The sequence below is a fragment of the Lysobacter korlensis genome, assembly GCF_042434515.1.
In genome coordinates, this window is record NZ_JBHLTG010000001.1 from 1886853 (window position 1) to 1910520 (window position 23668).

15 protein-coding genes are annotated in these 23668 nt (G+C 69.2%); 5 read left to right on the top strand and 10 right to left on the bottom strand.

Going from position 1 to position 23668, the window contains the following annotated elements; translation table 11 throughout:
* Positions 1 to 2: 2 nt before the first annotated feature.
* Together ACFFGH_RS08810 and ACFFGH_RS08815 are read left to right on the top strand one after the other, a co-directional pair.
* Positions 3 to 485, top strand: a complete 483-nt coding sequence (locus ACFFGH_RS08810) for a molybdenum cofactor biosynthesis protein MoaE (RefSeq protein WP_386667102.1) — start codon at positions 3 to 5, stop codon at positions 483 to 485.
* Complete coding sequence (locus ACFFGH_RS08815; protein ID WP_386667105.1) at positions 482 to 868, top strand: hypothetical protein; 387 nt, start codon at positions 482 to 484, stop codon at positions 866 to 868. Before ACFFGH_RS08810 ends, ACFFGH_RS08815 begins: the two co-directional genes overlap by 4 nt.
* A gap of 59 nt (positions 869 to 927) precedes the next feature.
* On the opposite strand, the gene ACFFGH_RS08820 is transcribed toward ACFFGH_RS08815, so the two are convergent.
* Both ACFFGH_RS08820 and ACFFGH_RS08825 read right to left on the bottom strand, forming a co-directional pair.
* Positions 928 to 1569 carry an ATPase gene (locus tag ACFFGH_RS08820; protein ID WP_386667108.1) on the bottom strand — a complete coding sequence of 214 codons (642 nt, stop codon included), beginning with the start codon at positions 1567 to 1569 and terminating at the stop codon, positions 928 to 930.
* On the bottom strand, positions 1569 to 1937 hold the full coding sequence (locus tag ACFFGH_RS08825; protein WP_386667110.1) for a type II toxin-antitoxin system prevent-host-death family antitoxin: 369 nt from the start codon (positions 1935 to 1937) through the stop codon (positions 1569 to 1571). The genes ACFFGH_RS08820 and ACFFGH_RS08825 overlap by 1 nt, the downstream gene beginning before the upstream one ends.
* Positions 1938 to 2272: 335 nt before the next feature.
* On the opposite strand from ACFFGH_RS08825, the gene ACFFGH_RS08830 reads away from it, so the two are divergent.
* Positions 2273 to 3625, top strand: coding sequence for a phosphohexomutase domain-containing protein (locus ACFFGH_RS08830; protein ID WP_386667113.1), 1353 nt, complete (start codon positions 2273 to 2275; stop codon positions 3623 to 3625).
* Between the two features lie 114 nt (positions 3626 to 3739).
* Here ACFFGH_RS08830 and ACFFGH_RS08835 read toward each other — a convergent pair whose 3' ends face one another.
* The gene (locus ACFFGH_RS08835) at positions 3740 to 5911 is read right to left on the bottom strand and encodes an Ig-like domain-containing protein (RefSeq protein WP_386667115.1); all 2172 of its coding nucleotides are present in this window, start codon (positions 5909 to 5911) and stop codon (positions 3740 to 3742) included.
* Between the two features lie 395 nt (positions 5912 to 6306).
* Between ACFFGH_RS08835 and ACFFGH_RS08840 the strand changes: the two genes are divergently transcribed.
* Positions 6307 to 7203, top strand: a complete 897-nt coding sequence (locus ACFFGH_RS08840) for a hypothetical protein (protein WP_386667118.1) — start codon at positions 6307 to 6309, stop codon at positions 7201 to 7203.
* 271 nt (positions 7204 to 7474) lie between these two features.
* Here ACFFGH_RS08840 and ACFFGH_RS08845 read toward each other — a convergent pair whose 3' ends face one another.
* Entirely contained in the window at positions 7475 to 7714 is a 240-nt protein-coding gene (locus ACFFGH_RS08845) for a hypothetical protein (RefSeq protein ID WP_386667121.1), read from the bottom strand.
* A 586-nt stretch (positions 7715 to 8300) separates the two neighbouring features.
* Between ACFFGH_RS08845 and ACFFGH_RS08850 the strand changes: the two genes are divergently transcribed.
* Positions 8301 to 8543: a hypothetical protein gene (locus tag ACFFGH_RS08850; RefSeq protein WP_386667124.1), complete on the top strand. Its 243-nt coding sequence runs from the start codon at positions 8301 to 8303 to the stop codon at positions 8541 to 8543.
* Between the two features lie 42 nt (positions 8544 to 8585).
* On the opposite strand, the gene ACFFGH_RS08855 is transcribed toward ACFFGH_RS08850, so the two are convergent.
* From ACFFGH_RS08855 to ACFFGH_RS08880, 6 genes are all read right to left on the bottom strand, one after another.
* Complete coding sequence (locus ACFFGH_RS08855) at positions 8586 to 9473, bottom strand: NAD-dependent protein deacetylase (RefSeq protein WP_386667127.1); 888 nt, start codon at positions 9471 to 9473, stop codon at positions 8586 to 8588.
* An 82-nt stretch (positions 9474 to 9555) separates the two neighbouring features.
* Entirely contained in the window at positions 9556 to 13638 is a 4083-nt protein-coding gene (locus ACFFGH_RS08860) for a hypothetical protein (RefSeq protein ID WP_386667129.1), read from the bottom strand.
* Positions 13635 to 18104: a hypothetical protein gene (locus ACFFGH_RS08865; RefSeq protein WP_386667131.1), complete on the bottom strand. Its 4470-nt coding sequence runs from the start codon at positions 18102 to 18104 to the stop codon at positions 13635 to 13637. The genes ACFFGH_RS08860 and ACFFGH_RS08865 overlap by 4 nt, the downstream gene beginning before the upstream one ends.
* A complete protein-coding gene (locus ACFFGH_RS08870) occupies positions 18095 to 18928 on the bottom strand; it encodes a hypothetical protein (RefSeq protein WP_386667133.1) in 834 nt (277 codons plus the stop codon). The genes ACFFGH_RS08865 and ACFFGH_RS08870 overlap by 10 nt, the downstream gene beginning before the upstream one ends.
* Before the next feature lies 1 nt (position 18929).
* The gene (locus ACFFGH_RS08875) at positions 18930 to 20543 is read right to left on the bottom strand and encodes a hypothetical protein (RefSeq protein ID WP_386667135.1); all 1614 of its coding nucleotides are present in this window, start codon (positions 20541 to 20543) and stop codon (positions 18930 to 18932) included.
* Complete coding sequence (locus ACFFGH_RS08880; RefSeq protein WP_386667137.1) at positions 20540 to 23665, bottom strand: poly-gamma-glutamate biosynthesis protein PgsC/CapC; 3126 nt, start codon at positions 23663 to 23665, stop codon at positions 20540 to 20542. Before ACFFGH_RS08880 ends, ACFFGH_RS08875 begins: the two co-directional genes overlap by 4 nt.
* Between the last annotated feature and the right edge of the window lie 3 nt (positions 23666 to 23668).

The following is a 23668-nucleotide window of genomic DNA, read 5'->3' on the forward strand; positions in this document are numbered from 1 at the left end:
GCATGGAGCAGGGCATGCAGGTGCACTGTGCGGTCGTCGACGCGAGCGAGGGGAAACTGGACCCGGCCGCGGCGCTGGAGTTCGTCTCCGACCCGGGGTTCGGTGGCACCACGCTGTTCGTCGGGCGCATCCGCGATCTCAATCATGGCCGGGCGGTCACCGGCATCACCTACGACATGTTCGACGCGCTGGCGGTGAACATATTCCGCCAGGCCGCCGAGGAAGCCGCAGCCGATGTCGGTCCGCGACTCAGGGTGTACGTTGCCCACGCGAAAGGGCGGCTGGGCGTGGGCGATCTTGCGGTGGTGGTGGCGGCCGGCACGCCGCACCGCGACGAGGCGTTTCGTGCGTGCCGTTCGGTGATCGAAGCGGTCAAGCATCGCGCCCCGATCTGGAAGCAGGAGCACTACCTCGACGGCGACAGCGTCTGGAGTGAGGGCTGCTCGCTGTGCGGTCACGACGCGGATCCGGCCGGGGCTGCATGAAGGTGCAGCTGCAGCCCGGCACGATGCGCCTGCGTGTCGATGAGGCCGAATTGGCGACGCTGCTTGACGACGGCGCGCTGTCGCTGGTGCTGGACAACGCGGACGCGGTGCTCTGGTCGTGCGAGGTGAGTCTGGACGCTGCGATTGGCGAGGTTGCGCTCGAAACCCGACCCCCGTCGCGATGGCGAGTCAGGCTGCCTGCTCAGGCGGTGATTGGATACGCGGCGACGCTGCCGCGACGCGACGCACTCGAATTCGTGTCAGCCAACACGGGCAGTAGCGCGCATGCGTTGCGGTGCATCGCGTTCGAAGTGGACGTGCGCGACAGCATGCGCGTCCGGGGCGCCGCGCGTCGCTCCGAGCGCCAGGCTGCCTCGGGTTAGGTCGCCGCAGGCTGCGCCCGCTGCAGCTGCGCGCTGGGGGCAAGTGCCGCGATGGCCGGTCAAGCTTCCGCGAGTTCGAGCGCCGCCTCGACGATCGGCATCGCCCATTCCGGCGTGCCGGCCAGCTGTCCTGCCGTTTCTGGAAATCGCAACCGCCCCTCCTCGACGTGCAGCACCAGCAACGGGTCGGGGATGCAGCCGTCGGTCGCATCGGCGCTGTTGTCGTAGACCTTCAGCTCGGAAAGCTCCGGCATCAGCGCGATCAGGTTTCTCACCGCACTGTCATAGCGCGCCCGGATCTTCGATTCCGGAATGTCGTGGCCGCCTCGTGCCACGCGTTCGCGCACGCGGCGCAGGTGCCGCTCGGGCGAGTCGAGCCCGCAGAACCACATGCGTACCGCGTGGGTCGCGCATGCCGTGCGGATCAGTGCCGGAATCGTGTTGCCACCGAGCGTGGTTTCGAACGCATGGGAGCGGCGCTCGGCGATTGCCGTTTCGAGCAGGGCCTTGCCGAGCTGCCAGGCTTCGATGCTGGCCTGATCGGCTGGCAAGCCGCCCCGGATCAGCTCACGCGCAACACTATCCGGGTTGAACCACTCATCAGCCGCAATGCCGTTGCGTTCGAGGTGGAAGCCGCCTACGGAACTCTTGCCCGCGCCATTGACCCCGGCCAGCACGATGAGGCGCGGCTTTGCCGCCATCAGAAGCGGTCACGGACCTTGAGCTGGCCGTCGAGGCGGTGTGGCGCGGAAAACGCGGCGTCGAGGCGGTCCCCGTATTCGGCCGCGTCGCGCGACCGCAACCGCGCCATGAAACGCTCTCGCAGGGCCTGGACCGGGTCGACTTCGGCATTGCCAGACTTGAGCGCCGCGAGTTCGCGTTCGGCCTGTTCGAGCCGCTCGAATTCCTCGCGCGAAACCAGCACGGCCTCGGTGTCGGCATGATGCGTGACCGCGACGCGGCCGTGCTTCTGCACCAGTTTCAGCACGCCCTTCCATGAGCGCTGCACCTGGGACGACGAGGCCTTGATCAGCGGGATGTCAGTGGCTTCGGCGGGAAGGGCAGCCATGGCTCGCTCCAGCGGGGGGGGGGGGGGTATACGGAAATTACACCTTTTGCGTATGTATAGCCTGAACGCGGGTCCGCGGGCGTTGAGTGCTGGGCGCCAATCGTCCATGCCGGGTTCGAGGTAAGTATGCCGAGCGAAAAAAGCTCTCATGCCTGTTGGCACCGGGCCGACACGTTTCACTTCTGACACGTCACGAGCGGACCTTCTTGCGCGAACGGTCGCGGTTGTCGCGCACGTGCACCGCCCGATAGTCGCTGCGGCTAATCTCTGCACCCCCTTCGCACAGCCCCCGGTAGCGTTCGCGCCTGGCTGCGTGCCTCAACCAAGGAGACCCCATGTCCCGCAATGCCTTCAAGGCCTACGACATCCGTGGCCGCGTCCCGGATGAACTCGACGAAACGCTCGCCCGCCGCATTGCCGCGGCGATGAGCGACCTGCTGCAGCCCGGCCCGGTGGTGCTCGGGCGCGACGTCCGGCTCAGCAGCCCGGCACTGCAGGCGGCGCTGTCAGAGGGCTTTCGGGGTGCGGGGCGCGACGTGATCGACATCGGGCTGTGCGGCACCGAGGAGGTCTACTTCCAGACCGACCATCTCGGCGCGGCGGGCGGGGTGATGGTGACCGCCAGCCACAACCCGATGGACTACAACGGCATGAAGCCGGTGCGCGAAGGCGCCAAGCCGATCAGTGGCGACACGGGCCTGCTGACGATCCGCGACCGCGCGACGTCGGACGAGGCGCTGGCGTCGGGCGGACAGGGCAGCGAGCGCGAGCAGCACGACAAGAGTGCGTACTTCCAGCGCCTGCTCGGTTATGTCGAAGGTCGCGACCTCAAGCCGCTGAAAATCGTCACCAATGCCGGCAACGGTGGCGCAGGCCTGGTCATCGACGGACTCGCGCCGCACCTACCGTTCGAGTTCATCAGTCTGCAGCACGAGCCCGACGGCCGGTTCCCGAACGGCATTCCGAACCCGATTCTTCCTGAGAACCGCGCCGCTACCGCAGACGCGGTGCGTGCGAACGGCGCGGACATGGGCATCGCCTGGGACGGTGACTTCGACCGCTGCTTCTTCTTCGACGCCGATGGCCGTTTCATCGAGGGCTACTACCTTGTTGGCCTACTGGCGAAGGCGCTGCTGGCGCGCAACCCGGGCGGCAAGATCATCCACGACCCGCGTCTGGTCTGGAACACGATCGAGATGGTGCGCGACGCAGGCGGCACGCCGATCCAGAGCAAGACGGGTCACGCGTTCATCAAGGAACGCATGCGCGCCGAGAACGCGATCTACGGCGGCGAGATGAGCGCGCACCACTACTTCCGTGACTTCGCGTTCTGCGACACCGGCATGGTGCCCTGGCTGCTGATCGCGGCGCTGGTGAGCGAGAGCGGGCAATCGCTCGCCGAGCTGGTCGAGGACCGCATGTCGCGCTTCCCGTGCAGCGGCGAAATCAACTTCAAGGTGGCCGATGCGAAGGCCGCTATCGAAGCGGTGACGGCGAAGTACGCGCCGTTGAATCCGGAGACCGACCGCACCGATGGTTTGTCCGCCGACTTCGGCGAGTGGCGCCTCAACCTGCGCAGCTCGAACACGGAGCCGCTGGTGCGCCTGAACATCGAATCGCGCGGCAACGCGGCGCTTGTCGATGAGAAGGTGGCCGAGATCCGTGAGGTGATGATGCAGGCGGGCTGAGCCGGCGGGCTGCGCAACGGTCGAGTCTGGAGAAACGGCTGGCCCGCACAGCAGGACCAAAAAAAGAAGGGGCCCGGTCGGGCCCCTTTTTCGTGCGTGCCTGCCCGGACAGGATCAGCGCGTTACGTCTGCATCGTAGAAGTTGCCGCGAAGGCTACGGAAGGTGGTGGCGCCGGAGCGGTCGTGCAGCTGAAGCGTTTCCGCAACGTAGTAACGATCTCCGTCCCGAGCGTAGATGTTGAACAGGCGGCTGCGCGTCAGGAAGCACTCGTTGTTCCCGACGACGCAGTAGCTCGCCGGGCCTGTGTTGCTGAAGTAGCTATAGAACGACGCGGTGACCGGTTGGCCCCGCTCGGACGCCCGCTGCGCCCAGGACCACGTGAACGGATTGCGGCTCGCGTGTTGCTCGACTCCGTTCGCGTCGTACCAGACGGTCTCGTAGTCGCCAACGCCCCGTGCGCCGTATGCGTCGCGGTATTGCTCGGTGGATGGTCGGACGAAGAAGCCGAAATCGTCCTGCTTGGTCGGCTGGAACTGGCTGACGTCGAACCCGGACCTCAGGCGCGCCGGGGGATAGAGATCCGCCGGAGCCGGATTCTGGAGATCGATGTTGCGGGCGACTGACAGGTCGAATTTCACCGCGCGACGCCCGTCCGCGCCGGCCGCTACGACCAGCACGCCGTGGCCGATCCGGCCGTCGGTCTGGTAGCGGCGCACCTCGTAGTCGTAACGCTCCTGTGGGCCGGCCTCTTCGGAGTAGTAGAGGCGCCCGTTTGCGAGCGAGGGGGAGGGGCGCGAAGGGTAGGGCGCCCATCCCAGCGACCCGTCTATCGTTGCGCCCCGGTGCATGTAGTAAACGATGCGGTCGGCCGAGGCTTCGGCTGCGGTGTACGGCACTTCGCCCGTGCCGCTTTCATACCCCAGCATCTGTGCAGTCGAGCTGTAGGTACGCGTTTCCGACGTGGCGCAGCCATCGTTGGGGTTGGTGTCGACTACCGTGTCGGTCCGGTGCGACGTCTGTTCCAGATAATCCACGCCGTCGCCATCTGTCACGCGCACGAGTTCGATCGCGGTCGTCACGGACGTCTCGTCGTCCAGCCAGCCGCACGGATTCATCCGGAAGCCGACGACGGTTTCCGGCTCCGCGAGCGTGACGACCAGCCGGTTGCCGGAAAGCGTCCATTGGACCGACTGGTCCGCACGCAATCGTTCGCCCAGGAACGAACCGGTGCCTGAGGTCGCTCCGGCGGAAGCGCCGTCGAGCTGGAGTAATGCGTGGCCCAGAAGACCGACGCGGACCGTCCCCGGCGCGCTCGGGAAAAGAAGTGCGTATTCCGAGGGAATACGGCCGGGTGCGAAGCCGACCGCTGCAGCCGTCGTGCTGGCGACCGCCGCAGTGGCTGCTTCAAGGCGCCCGTCCTCCAGGCTTGCTGCAAAGGCCTCCATGGCCGACTCGGACGCGGCCAGCTCGAGAACGCTGGTGACGCCTGCAGGTAAGGGCGCCCCTTCATCGACAACCAGCTTGATGGCCGCTGCGCGACGCGACATTTCTTCCAGCTGGACGTTGCCGCTCAGGCGATGGAGTTCCTCCTGGCTTTCGATCGGCTGGCCGGCGTTGGCCTGCTCCATGAGGACGAACTGGGCCGACGTCACGTGCGTGATCGAGGTCTGCGGGTTCTCGGTCGTTGCCAGGATGCGGTCGCCGCCGGCCTGCTGCACCAGCCGGCCCGTCGTGCCGGCTATCGAGGCGAACTCCACGGGCACACCAATCGTCGAGGTGCCATCCGCGCGCAGCGTGACCATCCGGTCGGGGTCGTTCGCGGGGAGCGTCAGCCGGTAGTAGCCATTGCCATCGGCGTTCGCGACGTAGGTCGAGTTGCCGAATGAGGCCGATACCGCCGCATTCGGGATTGGCGAGTCGATGACCTGGCCGGCGAGGGTCAGGCTGTTCGCTTCATCGGTTACCTGGACCGTCACGACGCCCATCCGTGGCGGTGCGGAGTCGCTTCGCACGAGGTAGCGGAACGTGTCGGTCCCGGAGAAGCCGGGCTTCGGCCGGTAGCGAACCAGTCCGCCGTCGACGGTCGCCGTACCGGAGCGTGCGCGCGTGAGTTTGTGGATACGGGGGTTGGTGCCTCCCACGGTGTCATTGGCCAGCACGTCGATCAACACGGATTGGCCCTGGGCTACGGCCGCCTGATCGTCAGCTGCGCTCTGCGCATGTGCCGTCGCGGACAGTGCCGTTAGAACGCATGTGGCCAAGATCGAATATTTGGTCTGCCTCATTTCCCCTTCCCCAAGAAACGCCCGGCGCGGGCGAGCCGCCTGATCGTTGCCAAACGTGATCCTGATCACAATGGGGGAATGTCTTGCCATCGCCGATGCGTGCCGGATTCTGGACCGGTCGGTGGGTCGCGATGACTGGCCTCGTCCCGGGTGCGGTTGAAACTGCAGGCCTGGCGATCGTGCCAATGGATGACCCCGGTGCGAGCCGGAGCGCTCGCGCCTCAAAACGTGTCGCAAATGCAGCGGCTGTGCGGCACCGCGGCGGGAGGATAGTGGGCGCTGCATCCACGCGTCCCAATGGGCTCGAAGCGCTCTGCGCACGAGGTGTGGATGCAGGCCGACGCGGGCGCCATTGTCCGCGCTGTGGCCCCACGTCCGCCGTGAGGAGAACTTGCATGAATCCAGCCACCTGTCGCTCCGTCGCACTTGCGTCGGCGCTTGTCATCGCGTTTTTCGCGCCCGCTGCGCTCGCCGAGGAAATCGAGCGACTTTCCTTCGTGTCCGAACCCGGTGACCCGGTCGGACTGGGCCAGCAAATGACCCTGTCGCCGCTGTACGAATCGGGCGGCGAGTCGTCGATCTGGGTCAGCGGGCGCGGCGCCGATGGCGGCTATTCGCTCTACATCCAGACGCCCGGTGACGGGCCGCTGCGCCCCGGCGTGTACGAGAACGCCCACGGCGGCGAGGTCGAGTACGACCCGGCGCGGCCGCTGCTTTTCTTCCAGCACGAGTCCGGGCGCTGCAGCGTGGTGAGCGGCCGTTTCGAAATCAGCGACGTCAAGATTGAACGGTCCGGTTACGTCGAGCGCTTCCGTGCAACGTTCGAGCAGCGGTGCGCAGGTTCCACCGCGACGCTCTGGGGTCAGGTGGACATCGTCAAACCCGCGCTCGATCCGGTCACCACGTTCGACATCAAGATCCAGCCGGTCGTCGAACTCGTGCGGAGCCCGTGGCATCCCGGCTACGAGGATGTATTCGGCCGTTTTGTCGCCACGTGCAACAACTCGACCGGGGGAACGTTCGAGGCGACGCTGGTGCAACGCGGCCCTGGCGGAACTGTCGTCCGCGCGACCGTGAGCGACCGGATGGGCTGTAGCCCGGAAGGCAGCCGGGAAAGCGCCGTGTTTCCAACCGGAGTGTTTCGCCCGGGCCGGGCCACGCTGACGGTCGATGCGTTTGTCGTCGATCCGGTCCAAGGCGAGGAGGGGGCTTACATCTCCGCGCGGCAGACCCGTGAGGTGATGCTACGGCCGACGCGGCCGGACCGGCGCACGCGACCATCGAAGCGCTAAGGATCGGTATTGGGCCGCGGCGCATACGCTGCGGCCCGGCGCTCAGGTGGCTTGACGTCGGGTTCGACTGCCGACGAGTCGGTGGACCCTGACGCGGCAGCCTCCCGGGGCGGAGTCGGCGAGGAACAAGCGACGTTGCCCGCGGCGACTCACGGGCCGCTGCAACTGTGGCGCAGCCTCCAGCGCCGGGACAGAACGCTACGGGTTGGCTTCGCCCGGCAGCCTGCCGCGAGTGCGGCAGGCGCGGGCGCAGCAACGTCGCCGTGTCAGATCAATGCTCGCCGGGGCGTGTTACGCGACCGGGTGGCAGGCGCTCGCTCGCAAGCGCGCCGGGAAGCTGTGCGGAAGCTTCCAGGCGGGCCTGCGGATCGGATTCGATCGCCTCATGGGGACCGGCGACGGACAGAAAGGGTGGCAGGTCGGCGAATCCGGGCTCAACCGGACCCGGCGCGCCCGGCGGCAGCGACTGGGGGCGTGGCATGGCTTTCTCGTACAGGTCGGGCTGGAGCATTGAATCTGCGGCGGACGCTGTACAAAAAATGTAAGCGCTGCGTTGCGCGCGCGTAATCCGGCGAGATTCGTACCGACCGCCGCGGTTGTGCCGCGGCGGGCTCTGTTGCGCGCCCGCTACCACAGCGCCCCTGATCTGCTGCGGCATTTGTTCAGCGCCACCGAATCACCTAGCGCAGGCCCTCGCTTGCCGGGAAGCGGCCTACGTCAGCCCCGACCGCTGAACCCGCTTCATCCCACATCGTTCCGTGCCGGTCGCGCGCTGTGTTCCACCCCTCGGGATGGGGGCCTTCGATCGATGAAATTTCAGGCGCGGCGGTGTCCGGTAGGCTTCAAGGCCGCGTCTGCCTGCAGACGCCTGCAGAGGGTCGAGTGACCCTTGTGCACGAGAAGCCGACCTACACCGCTGAGCTACTCGTCGGCCTGCCCGATGCGCGGTAGCCCGCCCGCAACCAGGATTGCGAAACGTTACAAAAATGACGCAGCCGTCCGCTCGAAAAACGGCAGAACGGTGATGGAAACGTGAAAGCGACCGGGGTAGCTTGGGCGCACAGGGAACGGTGCGCTTACTCGACCGGAGAACGCATATGTGGCTCAACGTCTACACGCGCACGGATGGCGCACTTGTGGTGGTTCCGGCTCTGTTCCAGGTGCCGGTTGCGCTGGAGCGCGCGGGACCTCTGAGGCGGGTGGGAGCGGCCGACCTCGACCTCGCCCAGCTGTCGGACGCGTTCGTCAACGCGATGGGCGTTGCCGGCTTTGCGATCGCATCGGGCGAACAGGAAGCGTTGCTGCGGAGGCTGCTGGGGCAGCCGGCCGTCGAGGCGTAACACGGTGCACTTGAGGCGCCTCGACCGGGGCTGCGTGCGCGGTCACGCCAACGAGGTTGCGGCGCCCGGATCGGCTGCGCGGTGCCCCCCTGCGCGCGCGCCGAGCACGGCTGGAACCAGAGCGGTGCAGTCCGCATGGCACTTCAGGCTTGCGAGGTCGTCCGCGCGGGTGGCCCCGCGCGTTGCGATAGCGATCTCGATTCCAGCCGCATTGGCCATGCGGGCGAAGCGGTAGCCCGAATACACCATCAGCGACGAGCCCACGACGAGCATGCCGTCGCTGCGCTCAAGCGCACGCTGTGCGGCCTGCACCCTCGGCAGCGGAACGTTTTCGCCGAAGAACACCACGTCGGGTTTCAGCAGGCCGCCGCAGACGGGACAGTCCGGGATCCGGAACGACGCGATGTCGGCGTGTTCGAGGTCCGCATCGCCGTCCGGCGCGGCCATCGCGACGTGGGTGGTCCAGCCGGGGTTCGCGGCGGCCATCGTCGCCTGTACCGAAGCGCGCGCTTCGCGGTAGTCACACTGCAGGCAGCGGACTTCGTCGAGACGGCCGTGCAGGTCGATCACGTCGATGCTGCCCGCCTTCTGGTGCAGACCGTCGACGTTCTGGGTCAACAGCATCGAAACGCCACCGGCCCGCTGCCAGCCGGCGAGCGCGTGGTGGGCGGCGTTCGGGCGCGCCTCAGAGAACATCGGCCAGCCCACGAACGAGCGCGCCCAGTAACGTTGGCGCGTCGCCGCCTCGCCAATGAAGGCCTGGTACGTGACCGGCGGTTTGCGCTTCCACGAGCCGTCGAGATCGCGGTAGTCCGGGATACCGGAGCTCGTGCTGCAGCCTGCTCCGGTCAGCACGAACACGCGCGCGCGGCCCTCCAGCCACTGCGAAAGCGCCTCAACGTCTTCGGTGAACTCGGGTGTGGCATTCATGGTTCACCTGAAGCGGGAGCGGGCCGGCAACACGGGTTCGGGAGTGGCGAACGCCTTGGCGGATAGCGGCACTGCGTGCGCCTCAGCCCGCCAGCCATCCGCCTTTCTGCCGCTGATTGAGCTGCTTGAGTTCGTACGCCGCGCGCGTTGATGCGATGCGGCCTGCCACTAGGTCACGGTAGATCTGGTTCGCGGTGCGCCGCCGCCGCACCGCATCACCGGCATCGAGGAACCGTTCGACGGCCTGCAGCACGACGCGCCTGAGCTCGCTGCCACGCGCGCTCTCCTGCGGGGCCGCGTTGCTGTATGCATCGATCTCGTGCAGGCGCGCTTCGAGGTTGCGCTCGATGCGGCCCAGCAGGCTCTGCAGGATGTCGGTCTGGCCGAGGCCGCCGCTGCGGATGTGCGCCATCGCATCGCGCAGGGCTTCCGCTTCGAGCACGCCGAGTTCGGTGGAGCTGGCGAGTGCCTGCGCGGCCGCGATCGCCGTTTCGGTATCTCCGCCCAGCAGCGCGCGGCAATGCGCCGCATGCAGGTCCCACGCCTGCCAGCGGTAGACGAAATCCAGCCCGGTGCCCTTGATGTTCTGGATGCCCATCGCGCGGATCAGCAGCCCCGGCGGCGCGGATCGCAGGATCTGCTGCACCAGCACGTTGCCCGGCGTGTAGTAATCGGCAACCGGCACGATGCGCGCGGAGAACGCATCCCACAGATGCGTGCGGACCGCATCCGCCGTTCGTGCGTCGGGCCGCTCGATGAGCGTATGCAGCTCGGCGACGCGGCCGGCATCAGCGCGGTCCTGCTCCCACCGCGCCTGCAGCGCAGCGCGGTGAGCGGGTGCCTCGGCTGCGACGAGGTCGAGCGCTGCTTCAGCCGTGGAGCCATCCTGCAACGTAACGCCCAAGGCCACACACGCGGCACGCAGGCGCGCATCGGCCTCGTCGTCGTTCAGTGGTACGCGCCACCGTCGCAGCACGCCGTCGAGCATCGCGCGTTGCGCGTCGATACCGATCTCGGTGTCGTGCCAGTCGAACGAGGCAACGAACTCGTCGAAGGATTCGCGGATGAAGCGCTGCAATCCGTCCAGGTTGCCGCCAATCAGGAAGTGGCGGTCCGCCCCGATGTCGTTAACGAGGATCGCCGCGAACACCTGCGAACGCGCGACGCGGTCGGCGCGGTTGTTGACCACGGTCGTGGTCCAGATGTGCGGGTCGGTGTCGAGCCGGTGGCGGCCCATGCCGGTGCGTTCCCAGTTGCTGAGGCAACCGTGGCGTTCGTTCGCCGACATGCCGTTGATGAACTCGATGCGCCGGCCTTCGTAGGCCGCCTGCGGGTAGATCTTCAGCACGCCGAGGTCGGGCACCACGCGGTCGGCCATCTCGCGAAGCGCGAAGTCGCGGCGTAATCCCATGCCTTCGAACATGCGCGCGACGAGCGCGATGTTCGCGGGATGCTCCTGGTACGGAAAGCGCGCGAGGATGTCGGGCGTAAGAAGCCCCACGTCGAGCCAGTCGACACTGACGCACGGGGTGTCGACCGCCCGAGCGTGCTCCTCGAGGAACGGCAGCATGTTCTCTTCGCTGGTGTAGAGCTGGCCACCGCCCGGGATGAACTGACGGATCACCAGCGGCAGGTCGACGCCGGCCGGGCCCTGGATGTCCTCGTGGTCGGGGAAGCAGTTGGTGATCGTGGAGACGTCGTCGCGCATCCAGTCGTGCTGCAACACGCGCACGTAGCCGGGGTTGAGCCCCATGCACTCCCACAGCATGACGTCGGTGTCGAGCTCGGCGGCCATGCGCGTGAGCCGCGCCTGCTCCCAGATCGTCGCCTTGTCGTAAGGACGGAACAGGAACATCTCGCTCAGTACGCGGTTCGGATTGCCGAACAGGAACATCGCCTCGCAGCCGGTGGTCTTGCTGAGCACGCGCAGGCCCAGCGCGCTCATCACCGCCGCTTTCAATCGTTCGGTGCCGGATTTCCCGCGCGTGCCCCAGCCACCCATGACCAGCGGCAGCTTTGCTCGTGCGGAGCGGAAGCGGCGGTTGAGCCAGATGTGCTGACCGAAGAACCATGCGCTGATGCCGCCGACGAACAGCAGCAGGTGCACGAGGCTGTTCTGGTAGATCGAATAGAAGTACTCGCGCACGTCCTGCAGCGGCGCGGCGACCCAACCGAGACCGGCGGCGAAGAACCGCCTGATGCGCGGGTCGACCGGATACCGGCTGCCGCGCCCGTCGGTGTGCGGTTCGAAGTCGCACCGCACACCGCATTCGCGCAGCGCATCGACGAATGCGTGCGGGGTAAACGCGCTGTCCGGAGTCCAGTTGCGCAGCGCGGCGATGTCGCCGAAGCGCCGGCTGATGCGCAACTTCGCGCGCAGCCGGTCGACAAGCGAATCCGGAACTCGCACTTCGGTGACGCCTTCGGTGGAGACGATGCGCAGCGGCCGCGTGGGCCAGTCCTGATCGAGCGCCGACAGCACCTGGTCGAGCAGCGGCAGCCACGGGCGCCAGCCGTCTTCCTCGGCGATATGCAGCGGCTCACCCGGCACCTTGGTGGGCGAGACCTCGGCGACGCAGGTCGACGGCACATGCACCAGCCCGGGGTACACGCGGCCGCGCATATGCGGGTAGTTCTGTCGCTTGTCGGTGGCCGGGCGCTTGAATTCATGGAGGAACCGCCACAGGCGCGGCCGCCACACCCAGTCGCGCACGACCGACCAGCCCTTCCGCGTGGAGTCGAGGTTGAAGCCGAAACTGCGCTGGGCCAGTGGCAGCAGCGCGCGCGCGGCCTCGATCGGGTCGTCGGGTAGCTGCGAGGCCTGACCGCGGGCGTGCAGCGGCAGGCGTTCGAGCGCGCCGGGCGGATCGGTGTCGCGCAGCAGCTCGCGTGCGGTTGCGGCCCTTCGGCGCATCGCCGTGCGTGCGTGGCCCGTGTGTATCGCCGTGAGCCGCGCTTCGAGCGCGTCGTGGAACTCGCCAGCGCGCTCCGGAAATTCGGTCCGTACGCGGGCGAGAACGCCCGGCGCAAGGCGGATCGCCACGCGCAGCGGGAACTCCGCGGTGTCCACGTCGATCGCTTGCAGGAAGCGCGAGGTCACCGGTTCGATCAGCTGCGTGTCGAGCACGAGTGCGACCGACTGCACCAGCGCCTGTCCGGCCACGGCCGGCACCTCGTCGGCAACGAGGCGCAGCCAGAACTCGAGCGCGAGCGTTGCCGGCAGGCGGGCGAGCGATTCGGCCACGGCCTTGCGCACGAACGGTGCCGGGTCCCCGCACAGCGTGCGCAGCGGTTCGGCGTAATGGGGCTGGTCGGGCAGGGCGGCGACGAGCGCTTCGACGAGGCGCCGCCTGAAGAACATCGAGTCGCCCGCCTCGACATCCTTCAGGCGCTGCTCGGCGATCGTCTGCAGCTCCTGCGGCGCGAACCGGGCCAGCGCTTCTAGCGCTTCGCACTGCAGCCAGAGCGACTGCCGGTGATCGAGCACGGCGCGGTAGATGTACTGCACCGTCGAACGCGACAGCTGCGTGCGCGCCTGATCGCCGAGGCCGGCCAACGCCGTGCGCACGCAGGTCAGCGCGGCTTCGCGGATGCGCGGATCACCCGGGAATCCGAGCAAGGCGCGCAGGCTGGCCTCGAGGTCGAGCACCGACCACGTCGAGGCGCCGGCGACGGTGGGCTGGACGCTGCACAGGTGCTGCGCGAGCGGGCCCAGCCGTTCCAGGCAAAAGCGGATTCGCCGCTCGATCCGCGCGCGTTCGCGGTCGTAGCGCTCGGCCACGGCGTCCACGTCGAGCCAGCGCCGGAACGCCTGGCGGTCGCCCCGCAGCTGACGCGGGCCAGCGCCGAGGCTGGCGAAGAATTCGAGGATCAGGGCCTCGCGGACGGGCTGCGTCTCGGCGAGGTCGAGCCGTTCCTGGAACACCCGGAAACGATGGGTGAGCTCGCCGTGGAGCGTCGCCAGCGTCTGCAGCTGTTCGCGCAGGAAGCGGGCGAGCTCGAGTTGTTCCCACAGCGCCGGGTCGTCCTCGCGGGCCGCCAGGCGCGCGCCGGTCCATTCGACGAAGTCGCGTGCCACCGCATCACGTTCGCGCACGTCGAGCTTGCGCCACATCGCGGGGATGGTGCGGTCGAGCAGGGCAGTGGCGCGGTCGTAGCGGCTCAAGGCGTTTCGTCTGGGGGCAACAGGCGACCGTACAGGTCGTTTTCGGTGACACCGCGCAGGAACAGCTCCGACGGCGCGAAGTCGTTCAGGCCCCGGCCGTCATGGTCGAACCACTCGACTGACAGCCCGCCAAACGATTGGCGGGTTCCGAATTCGTAGCCCGCGCTCGCGCGGATGCGCCAGCCGTGGCCGTAGCCGAGGTATAGCCGCCCGACGTCCAGCTCAAGGCGTTCGCGCTGGAAGCTGCGCGCGCGGTTGGCATCCGGCAGGAATCGGCGCACGTCCAGCCCGGCCGAAGTCGTCCAGCCGTGGCGCGCCCAGCGCCAGGCCGCATCGATGCCGACCTGGTCGATGCCGAAGTCATCGACCGGATTGCTGATCAACTGAGCGGCCAGCACGGCCTCGCTGTCGTAGCGCGCCCGCCAGCGCAGGGTGTAGCCGAGGTCGATCTGGTGGCCGTGCGCGTCGCGGTATTGGCTGTAGACGTCGTTGTCGAGCCGGGCGCGCAGCGAGCGCGGCACCGCCCGCAGCGAGAGGTCCCGCCAGCGCACACCGAGCTGCCACTCGTCGCGCCAGCGCTCGTCACGCCGCTGCTCCCATTCGACTGCGAGCCGTGCCTCGACCGCATGCGCGGACGAGCCCAGCGAAGCAGGGGTGCGTTGGCGCCAGGCGGCGACATCGAACGATGCGCCCCAGGGGCCGAACGCGGGGCGCCATTGCAGCGAGTGACGCAATCCCGCAGTGCCGAACCCTTCATCGTGGCGTCGGCCGACGGCGTCGAGGCGGCCCCAGAGCCGCCAGTCGTCCAGGCGATAGCGATAGCGCCAGGTCAGTTCGGTAAAGCGCTCGCGGTCGCTGTCCGGGTCGTCCGCGTCGAGCCGCTCGCGGACGCTGGCGACCAGGCCCCACGTCCCGTCCTCGCCGCCGGAGCCCGGCCAGCGCTGCGGCCAGGTCCAGGCCTGCGCGAGCGGTGGTGCGTGGGGGGCTACGACAGGCGCGGGTGGCGGCTGGATTGCAGCGGTGACAGCGCTCGGGTCAGCCACGGGCGCGGCGGGCTCGGTGCGTGGCTCCGCAGCGGCGGCGGGCGGTGCGAGTTCCATCTGGCTGACGCGCAAGGCCGCGTTGGGCAGCAGTTGCGGTCGCAGCGTGACGGTGCCCGCCTGCGGCACCCATTCGGTGCGGATGGCGCTGGTCTGGCCGTTCCACTCGACGATGCGCAGGTAACGCGGGCCGTCCAGGCGCAACTGCAGGGGCGGCCGGTGGTAGAGCAGCTCGCGTCTCGGGTCGAGCGGTTCGCCAGCGGCGGTGGCCACGACCATGGTCACGAATGCGCCCGGAAGGGCGTCACCCACCCGCAGGTGCAGTTCGCCTTCGGCGTCGGCGACGTCGGTCACCGTGCGGCGTTCGCCGACGTCGAGCGTGTAGCGCTGGCCGTTCGTCAGCCCCAAGTCCACGCGTCCGGCTGCGAGCGCGCTGCGGTGCTCCAGTGACAGCTGCACCCGCTGGCCCGGTTGCAGTCCTTCGAGCACCCAGCCCTGGCCCGGCCTGAGCACGAATCGGTCTTCGGCCGTCGCTGCGGCGAGCACCTGCCGACGGGCGACGACGGGATTCGTCGAATGACCGTCGGCGATCTCGCGCCTTGTCTTGCCGGCGCTGGATTCCGGTTCGACACGGCGCCAGGTGAGACGGTCTTCGAGCATGGCCATCGCCGCTGAAGCCTGCGACGAGGTGGCTCGGTCGCGCAGATGCATCGCGCGTGAGGCGGCAGCCAGTCCGGCTTCCGGCTCTCCATGCTCGATCAGCCACAGTGCCTGCAGCGCGGCGCGGGTGGCGTCGTCGGTCTCGGGCGTTGCGGCCGCCCCGGGCGAAGCGATCACGGGCGCGGTCTCGGCCGGCATGATCGACGCCGTGCCCCGAGTGACCGGTGCGGGCGGTGCCGGAATCAGGATCTGAAGCGGGCGCTGCACTGTCTCGAGGCGGCACTCGGCGGCAACTGCGACCTCGACAGGCTGCACGCGCGAGCTGCCCTGCGCGGCTGGCGCAGTACCGATGCGGCCCGCTGCATCAACGCGCGCAAGCATGGCGCCGGCCTCGGCAGCGATCTCCAGCACGGAACCCGGCGCTGGCGCCTGGAACCGGATGCGCACCGCCGACCCCGCGCTTGCGCCGGTCGCGATGTCGCGCAGCGAGCCGGCATCGTCGCGTGCAGGGCGCAGCGCCGTTCGCCAGGTCAGGCCGCCGCTTCGCAGGGTGACCCACTGCGGGCCCGTCCCGGGGGTGAAGCTGCGCAGTTCCAGCGTGTATTCGCCGGCCTGTGGGAACACCCAGTCCGCCGCGCGCTGGTCAGCGAGGGCGTAGACCAGCTCGGTCTCGCGTTCGGTGCGCAGGCGCACCGCACCTGCCGACTGCGATGGGAGCACCTGCTCGCTGGCTGCACTTTCCGGGGGCATCGGCGCCGGGGCGTGGGCGGTGCCGGCGGCATTCCGCACGAGCGCTGCCGCTTCGGCGTCGCCCTCCGTCAACAGTGCCTCTTCGAGCCGCTGCCACAGTGTTGCGTCCGAGCGGCGGCCGGGGTCCCGTAGCGCCCATGCAAGGAAGCCCGTGCGCAGGTCCGCACGCTCGTTGGCGGTGGCCCATCGGTCCAGCGCGGCCCAGGCGCCTTCGTGCGCCGGGTCCGCGGCGACGGCCTGCAGCACGGCGCAGCGCTGCAGCACCGGGTCGGATGCGGACTCGGCAGCAACCAGCACCGCCCGGTCGGCGGCACCGGCGGCGGGGGAAGCAGCGGCCGCGACGCAGGCATCGGATGCGAATGCGCGCGCCCGCGCCTGCAGCAGGGCACGCGCCTGCTCGATCGCGCGGGTGGCCGCGACGTTGTCCGCCGCGGAGACGCTCTCCGCACTCGCAGGCGCGTCGTCCAGTAGCGCATTGCGCAGGACGGCGGCCGGCAGCAGGGATGCCTGCAGTGAGGCTTCGGCGAGTCGGCGTAGTGCCGGCACGCGCTGCTCGACTGCGACCCATGCGCCGGTCGCGCCCGTGTTCTCAAGCGCGACCGGGACCCTCAGGTCGGCAACCGGCAGCACGGCCTGCGACGCATCAATGATCGGCAGCCCGTCCGGATCGACCGCCAGCAGTGCGTCGGCGCTCGAGGACGCGCCGCGCAACGCGTCGACGGCGAGCGGCTCCAGCCTCAGCAGCTGAGTGGGAGAGCCCGGCTGAGAGGCCCGAAGGCGGACCGGTTGCTGGTCGGCCGCGGCGTTGGCGACGCTGATGCGCAGCAGGCCGAGCCGTGCCTCCCGCGGTAGGTCCAGCTGCCAGCGCCCGCCGGGTTCCAGCCAGTGGAAGGTGGTCGCGCCGACAGTGTTTGCTGAAGGGTCGGGCGCGTTTGTCGCGAGGTCGCCGCGGCGTTCGCGGTCGGGATAGCGGACGCGCCAGGCGCGCGATTGCAGCGTGCGGCCTTCCGCAGGCAGCACGGCTGCGTCTCGGTAGTAGGAGTACCGACCCAGGAAGGCCGTGGCGGCTGGGTCGGGATACTTCAAAACCGCGCGGTTGAATGCGGACCGCACCGGCTCGCCGGGGCCCGGTTCTGTACCGCCGTGCGTCGGGCTGCCGCCCGCTGGCGCGAGCAGGCGGGCCGGCGTGCCGGGCAGTGGGCCGAGCAGTTTCAGCCACGTGCCCGGCTCGCCATGGACCCGCAGCTCGCGCGTACCGGCGGGAACGCCCAACTCGACACGTGCTGCGAGGTCCAGCACCTGTGCGCATCCGGAGGTGACGTACGGGCGCTCGCGCAGAGTTGGGGTCGGCAGGCGGCCGTCGAAGATCACGCGTCCGTCGGCCTCGACGCGAAGCCAGGTGGCATCCGGCGGCAACAGGCGCGGCACCTGCGGGCGCCATACCTCGGCGCGGACCGCCTTCTGCCCGTCAACCACGAATCGCAGCGGCTGGCCGGGGCGAACCGCGAGGACCTCGTCGCGCATGGCGGGGCGCGAACGTTCGGCGCCACTGCTCTCGGCGCGCAGCGGCACCTGCCAGGAGTCCTCCGCGCCGCGGCCGCCGTCGTCCCGCACGTGGACGATCGCGCTGTTCGGCTCGGCAGCTCCTTCGAGCAGCAGCCAGCGGGCGCCGACCGCGGCACTGTCGTACAGCCAGTGCTGCTCGCCGAGACGCAGCGGCGGACGTGCGGCGAACAGCGCGGTGCCGTCGCTGGACCAGACCGTGGGCAGCGCGCCGTCGCGCGCCTGCAGGTCGATCAATCGCCCGCCCTCGTCGATAGGTGCAAGCACCAAGCCGCCTGCCGGCACCTCGATCGCGTGGCGGTCAAGGCCGAACAGTCGGCGAACCTCGCCGCCGCGTGCCTTCTCGAGGTTGTTCCGGTGCGGCAGTTGCTGGGCTTGCGCCGAAGCGCTGCAGATCGCGGCGATCGCGACGGCGAGCCGGCACAGCCGGCCTACGGGGGGCCTTAGAGACATGCCGCGAACGCCTCTACCCGCTCAGGCCGCGTCAGCAATTCCTGACGCAGGTCGGCTCCCATTTCGAAATGCATGAACCTCGCAGCAGGGACTTCGCGCACCGCCTGGCCAACGGCGTTGCGTGTGCCGCCGGGGTAGGGGGCTTCTTCAGGAAACAGGCGCGCGTCGAACCCGGCCTCGCGCAGGCACGCCGCGACTTCGCGAAGCGCGGCGTCCGGCACGCGGGTTCCGTTGCTCGCCACCAGCGTCGATGCGGAAAGGCCGTAGCGCGCTGCAGTGTCCGCACCGAAGCCGTGCACCTGCAGGACGACGGAGTCGGCCCGCTCACGCAGCGCTTCCCGCGTGAGCACCGTAAACGGACCATCCGCGCTCGCCTGGTCGGCCTGCGGCAGCGAGCGGTGCGCCGAATTGACGGCCAGCGCGCGCGCGCGGGTTTCGCGATACAGCGCGTAGGCGATCTCGCCGCTGTGGCGGTCGCTCTCCGAATGGGGCGCCTGCACCAGCAGCGGCCGAGCCTCGGCGGTCCGGAACGCGTAAGCCCCCCATCCCCGGTGCGCGGGATCGGTCTCACGCACTGCGACGTGGCCGCCTGCGGTCGTGGATTCGTAGGCAAGCGCGTGCCACCCGGAAGCCGGCCGGCCGGCAAGCGAGCCCGCGAATGCGCCGGATAGCGCCTCGCGATCGGCCGCGTCGGGCACGCGATAGGTCGCGCTGCGTCGCTCGAGCATCCAGCGGTCGAGCGACGCGGCGGGGTCGTGCTGGCAACCGGACATGGCCGCCATTACAACCGAGACGAGAACAAGGGCACGCAAAAGCCGCTTCATGCTAGTCCTCCGTATCCGCGCCGGCCCGCTCCGGGCGCAGGCGCAGCCGCGGGCGAGGCGGCTCGGCGGGACGCGCCTCTGCGGCCCGGCGCCGCGGCGGGTCGACTGCGCCCGGTGTGGACTGCCGTGATTCGGCGCGTACGCCGGCGCGCGGCTGTTCGACCACAACCACCCCCTGTGAGCGTGGATCGCGCGCGTCGATGTGCGGCAGGAACGAAAACCACCGCCGTCCCGCATCCGGGTTGCGGAAGCTCTCGGGCAGGGCCGTCGATGCGGCAACCAGCACCGGGCCCTCCGCTTCCACTTCCACGCGCGATGCCTGCGGCGGGGGGCTCAGCTCCACCTGCCGGGCGTCCGAGGCTGCGCGATCGAGGGCGTCGCCACGCCGATCATAAAGGGATGGCTGCCAAGGGACGTCGATCGCGTGGGATTCGATCAGGCGTCCGGTGCGGTCGAAGAACCGCAACTGTGCGCTGCGGGGCGCCGCATCGGCCGGCCGCAGCGAAAACCGCACTGGGGGAACGCTGCCGTCGACGGCAAACAAGGGATAGGTCAGCGCGCGATTCGTGTCCGCCAGGTGCGTTCGGCGGCGCACGCCGCCGGGTACAAGCGGGTCGCCCGAGACCGCGTCCCGCACATCGATATCGCCCGCTTGCGCGCTGCGGAACTCGAACCGTCCAGGCGGCAATGTCGTGTTCAGGCGGCCACCAGGCACATCCAGCGCCAGCACCGGTGAGGCGCCGTCGGTCCGCCAGAGCGAGAACGGCATCGGGCCACCGCCCGCGGCGCGGGTGTCGATGCGCACCGCCTGCGGGGCCTCGGTCGTCAGGCTGACCCGGAGCTCGGGCGACAGTGCGATCGCGTGGTAGCGCGGGCGGTAGGTGCGGTGGACCGAGCCGGCCGGTTGCCTCAGCACGCGACGCAGGTTGAAGTCGACCTGCGGCTGGCCCATCGGCGCGATGCGCTCCTGGCGGTGCCGAACGAGCTCACGCTTGAGGTCAGGGTGGATCAGGCTGGGCGGCGTAATCCAGTTGTCGGTCAGCGACTCGCGGCCGGCGCGACCGAGCCGGCGGTACCGCAGGCGGGTTTCGGCCTCGCTGAGGCGAAGGTCGATGATGCCCCGCCACAGCGTCGCGTCGATCTGCGGCGCGGCTTCGAGCACACGGACGCCGATCGCGGTCACCTGCGGTTGGTCGGTGAGGTCGACCCATTGCGCGGGCAGGATCCACACCGGCGTCGGGGTCCCGCCGGGCAGCCAGCCGTACGGGCGAGCGCGGGAAATCGGCTGCAGGGCCAGGTGCCGGGGCTCGCGCCGCACCACGCGTCCGTCATCGTCGAGCAGCGTGATTTCCAGCGTGAGCGGAAGCGTGCTGCGCCGTGCTTCGTTTGGAGCGACCACGAAACCCTGCAGGGCGGCCCAACCGTGGTGCGTGGCCGCGTTGAAGCGAAGGGCCTGGCCTTCGGGCGCCTCGAACAGCACGCGCTCGTCGAGGCTGCCGTTCGACGCGTTTCCCGTGCCGCGCCACTGCTGCCAGGCCGCCCATGCGCGCACGCCGGCAAACACCAGCAGCGATGCGAACGCGAGCAGCAGCAGGCCATAGCCCAGGCGCCTCATCCGCGGCGCCCCACCAGCCAGGCGGCGCCCTCGGCAAGGTAGGCCTCGCGCGATGCGCCGTCGCCCGCGGTGCGGCTGGTGCCGGCCGGAGCGGACTGCTCCAGACTCCGCACGGCGATCAGTGCACCGTCCGACGAGCGCAACTCGAGGTAATCACGGCCGGAGTCGAGATCGACCAGTCGACGCAGATCCACCCCGCGCGAGGCGACCGATGCGAGCGCGACGACGTTCCGCGTGCGCACGTACGCGTCGACCGCTGACCGCACGTCGGCGGTGGGCGGCGCGCCGAAGCGCGCCTGGGCCAGACGGGTGGACAGGTCTACGGCCTCGGTCGGTATTCCCAGCGCCGCGAAACGCGTCCGCTCGCCGTCGTCCTGAAGCGCATCGCGATAGCCGCGCCGTGCCTGCGCCGAGACCCACAGCGTCATGAAGCGTGGACCGGGCAGTTCGCGTACGAAGTCCGACTGCGCGTCGGCCGACGCATCGCGTGCGCGCGCATTCGGGCCGGTGGCTGCGAGCGCAACGGTGTCGGCGTCGCCGCCGAGCGCCTCGAGCACGCCTTCCAGGCGCTCGCGGTTTGCCGCACCGGCCGGCCGTCCGACGAAGTCGGCGATGACATCGGGAGCAGGGCCGATGGTGCGGTCACGCCGCCCCCGAACCTGCAGCACCCAGGCGTCTTCACCCAGCGCCGTGACGAGCACCTGGTGGGCGAGGTTGAAGACCGTGCGCGGATTGGTGCGTTCGAGCACGTCGCCGCGGCCGTCCTCACGCACGGCCGGGTGGGCGCCCGAGATCAGAAGAGCGCGGGCGTCCATGCGAGCGAACAGGCGCGTGCCGTACTCGAACGTCTGGCGCTCGGCGAGCGGACGCGGAATCTCGATCAGATAGGGCGATGCCGGTCCCATGCGCATCACGTACGTGCCCCAGTGGCGGTCGCTGTCGGGCGACTCGAGCAGGATCGCGTGCTCGACGCCGGTCTGGACGTGGCGGTGCAGCACCAATCGGTAGCCCAGCGTCGACGCGGCGGCGTCGATCGCGCGCAGCGCGTCCTCGTTTCGGGTGACATGCCAGTTGGCAGCCACCTGGAACAGCGGCTCGAGCACCTCCGCCTGGAAATACAGTAGATCGCCCAGCCGCGGCGGCACGAAGCGTTCGCTGCCCGCACTGGAGATCGCATCGCGACGCTCGATCAGTGACGCGTAGAGATACCCGTCCACACGCTGCTGCGCCTCGATGTTCAGCGCCCGCGCCGGCGTGAGCGTTCGCGCGATCAGCCTCAGTCGAGCGGGTCGGCTGAGCAGCAGTTCGGCGAACGGCGCCGTGGTGATGTCGCGCAGCCGGTTCGGTGCCGGACGCCGGCCGAAATGCGTTTCCACCGGGCCGACCCGCGCGGCCAACGCATCCAGCCCCAGGCCCGGCGGCAGCTGGCGCTGGATCCACAGTTCGGCGGGTGCGTCCGACAGCGGCCCGCTCTGCAGGCCGCGGACCTGCAGCACGCCGCCGTCGCTCGTCAGCGCGTTGAACAGCGAGAACGGCAGGGCGGCGTTACGCAGCACGTTGCTGCGCGACCCCTGCAGCCGCTCGCGACGCGTGCCCGCGCTCGCGAACGCGGCGTGGCCATCGGCCTGCGCGAGCAACGCTGCGGCTTCGAACACGCCGGGCTCGTCCAGCGGCGCCGGCACCTGGACCGTCAGTGGCGTGCGCGGCCGCGAGTTGATCGCGAACAGGCCCGAGCCGCGCGACGGCGCTCGGTCCTGCACCAGCCACCATCCCTGCACGTTCTCGAGCACGAATCCGCCGCGCGCGAGCGCCGCGCGGGCGTTCTCGAGCGCGCCGGGGCGTCCCGAGTCGCGGTAGCGGAGCAGGGCGGCGATACCTTCGGAAAAGCCCTGCAGTTCCGAGGTGGAGTACATGAGCGCCGATCGGTCGCCCTCGGACTCGTAGAACGCGCGCTTGCGCGCGACGAGGGCCTCGGTGAGGGAATCCGTGTCGAGTGCCGCCCCGGATGACCTGGTCCCCGCCGCGGGCGCAGTTGCCGCGGACCCGGCCGGCAGTGCGACAACCAGCAGGTAGCCGATCGCGCTCGCCGCGGCGAGGCCCATCAACGAGGTCTGCAGCGTGGTGCGCGAGATCTGCCAGGTCAGCTGCTTCTGGTGCATCTTGACCGCGAGCAGGGTCGAGAGCAGGTAGCCGAACGCGAAATAGTCCGATGCCTTCACGTCGGGCGCAGCGTGCATCAACACGAAGCCGAGCGCGATCTTGTAGACATAGCCGACCGTGAAGAACAGCAGCAGCAGCCGCGACCCCTCCATGTTCATGCGACGGAACATGGGCAGCCGCAACGCAAGCCGCCCCAGCCCGAAGATCAGCGCCGCCTCGAACAGCGAGATCAGCAGCTTCGTCGGCTGGAACCACTGCAACGCCAGCAGTGCCGGCACGAGGATGCCGCTGAACTCCCAGCCGTAATGCAGGTTCATCCGAGACGCGATGAACGCGGTCGCGAGCAGGATCAAATAGGCCTTCGGGCTGGCGAGGATGTCCGTCGCGATGCCTTCGTACAGAAACCCCAGCCCCGCGATGTCGAAGTTCGTGTACGGGATCAGCAGCCCGCGGACGATCGCGTAGGTCAGCGCGACATAGAGCACGAACACGCCCATGCCCCGCGCCAGGCCGCTGTTCCACATCTGGTTCGCGGTGAGCGCGATGATGACCAGGCCGAAGCTGTAGAGGTTGTTGTGGTAGTCGAACGCGTGGCCCTGTTCGGCCAGCCATCTACCGAGGCCCGGCAGCAGCCAGCCGTCGCTGACGGTTCTGACGAACACACTGACCAGCAGCAGCGCGAAGAAGCGGTCGCGCCCGAACATCGTGCAACTGCCGGTCCACCGCATCATCCGGTCGGCGATCAGCCGTGCGAGCAGATACGTGACGATCGCCTCGCCCCAGATCACGAACGCGCTCGCCGGCTTCACGAGCAGCAGCGGGACCAGGTAGCCCGGCACCACCAGCCCCGCGAGCGTGGTGCCGAACCGAAGGTTGAGGAACGTGATGACGGCCAGGCCGACCCACACGGTCGTGATGACCGAGCTGTCCAGCGCCTGTGCCGGGAAGATGGGCAGGACCATCGG

Bases quoted from the DNA above. Each gene is read 5' to 3' on its own strand.
- ACFFGH_RS08865 (WP_386667131.1), bottom strand. From the start codon at position 18,104: ATGTCTCTAAGGCCCCCCGTAGGCCGGCTGTGCCGGCTCGCCGTCGCG.
- ACFFGH_RS08835 (WP_386667115.1), bottom strand. From the start codon at position 5,911: ATGAGGCAGACCAAATATTCGATCTTGGCCACATGCGTTCTAACGGCA.
- ACFFGH_RS08880 (WP_386667137.1), bottom strand. From the start codon at position 23,665: ATGGTCCTGCCCATCTTCCCGGCACAGGCGCTGGACAGCTCGGTCATC.
- ACFFGH_RS08820 (WP_386667108.1), bottom strand. From the start codon at position 1,569: ATGGCGGCAAAGCCGCGCCTCATCGTGCTGGCCGGGGTCAATGGCGCG.
- ACFFGH_RS08845 (WP_386667121.1), bottom strand. From the start codon at position 7,714: ATGCTCCAGCCCGACCTGTACGAGAAAGCCATGCCACGCCCCCAGTCG.
- ACFFGH_RS08825 (WP_386667110.1), bottom strand. From the start codon at position 1,937: ATGGCTGCCCTTCCCGCCGAAGCCACTGACATCCCGCTGATCAAGGCC.
- ACFFGH_RS08815 (WP_386667105.1), top strand. From the start codon at position 482: ATGAAGGTGCAGCTGCAGCCCGGCACGATGCGCCTGCGTGTCGATGAG.
- ACFFGH_RS08875 (WP_386667135.1), bottom strand. From the start codon at position 20,543: ATGAGGCGCCTGGGCTATGGCCTGCTGCTGCTCGCGTTCGCATCGCTG.
- ACFFGH_RS08850 (WP_386667124.1), top strand. From the start codon at position 8,301: ATGTGGCTCAACGTCTACACGCGCACGGATGGCGCACTTGTGGTGGTT.
- ACFFGH_RS08810 (WP_386667102.1), top strand. From the start codon at position 3: ATGGAGCAGGGCATGCAGGTGCACTGTGCGGTCGTCGACGCGAGCGAG.
- ACFFGH_RS08830 (WP_386667113.1), top strand. From the start codon at position 2,273: ATGTCCCGCAATGCCTTCAAGGCCTACGACATCCGTGGCCGCGTCCCG.
- ACFFGH_RS08840 (WP_386667118.1), top strand. From the start codon at position 6,307: ATGAATCCAGCCACCTGTCGCTCCGTCGCACTTGCGTCGGCGCTTGTC.
- ACFFGH_RS08870 (WP_386667133.1), bottom strand. From the start codon at position 18,928: ATGAAGCGGCTTTTGCGTGCCCTTGTTCTCGTCTCGGTTGTAATGGCG.
- ACFFGH_RS08855 (WP_386667127.1), bottom strand. From the start codon at position 9,473: ATGAATGCCACACCCGAGTTCACCGAAGACGTTGAGGCGCTTTCGCAG.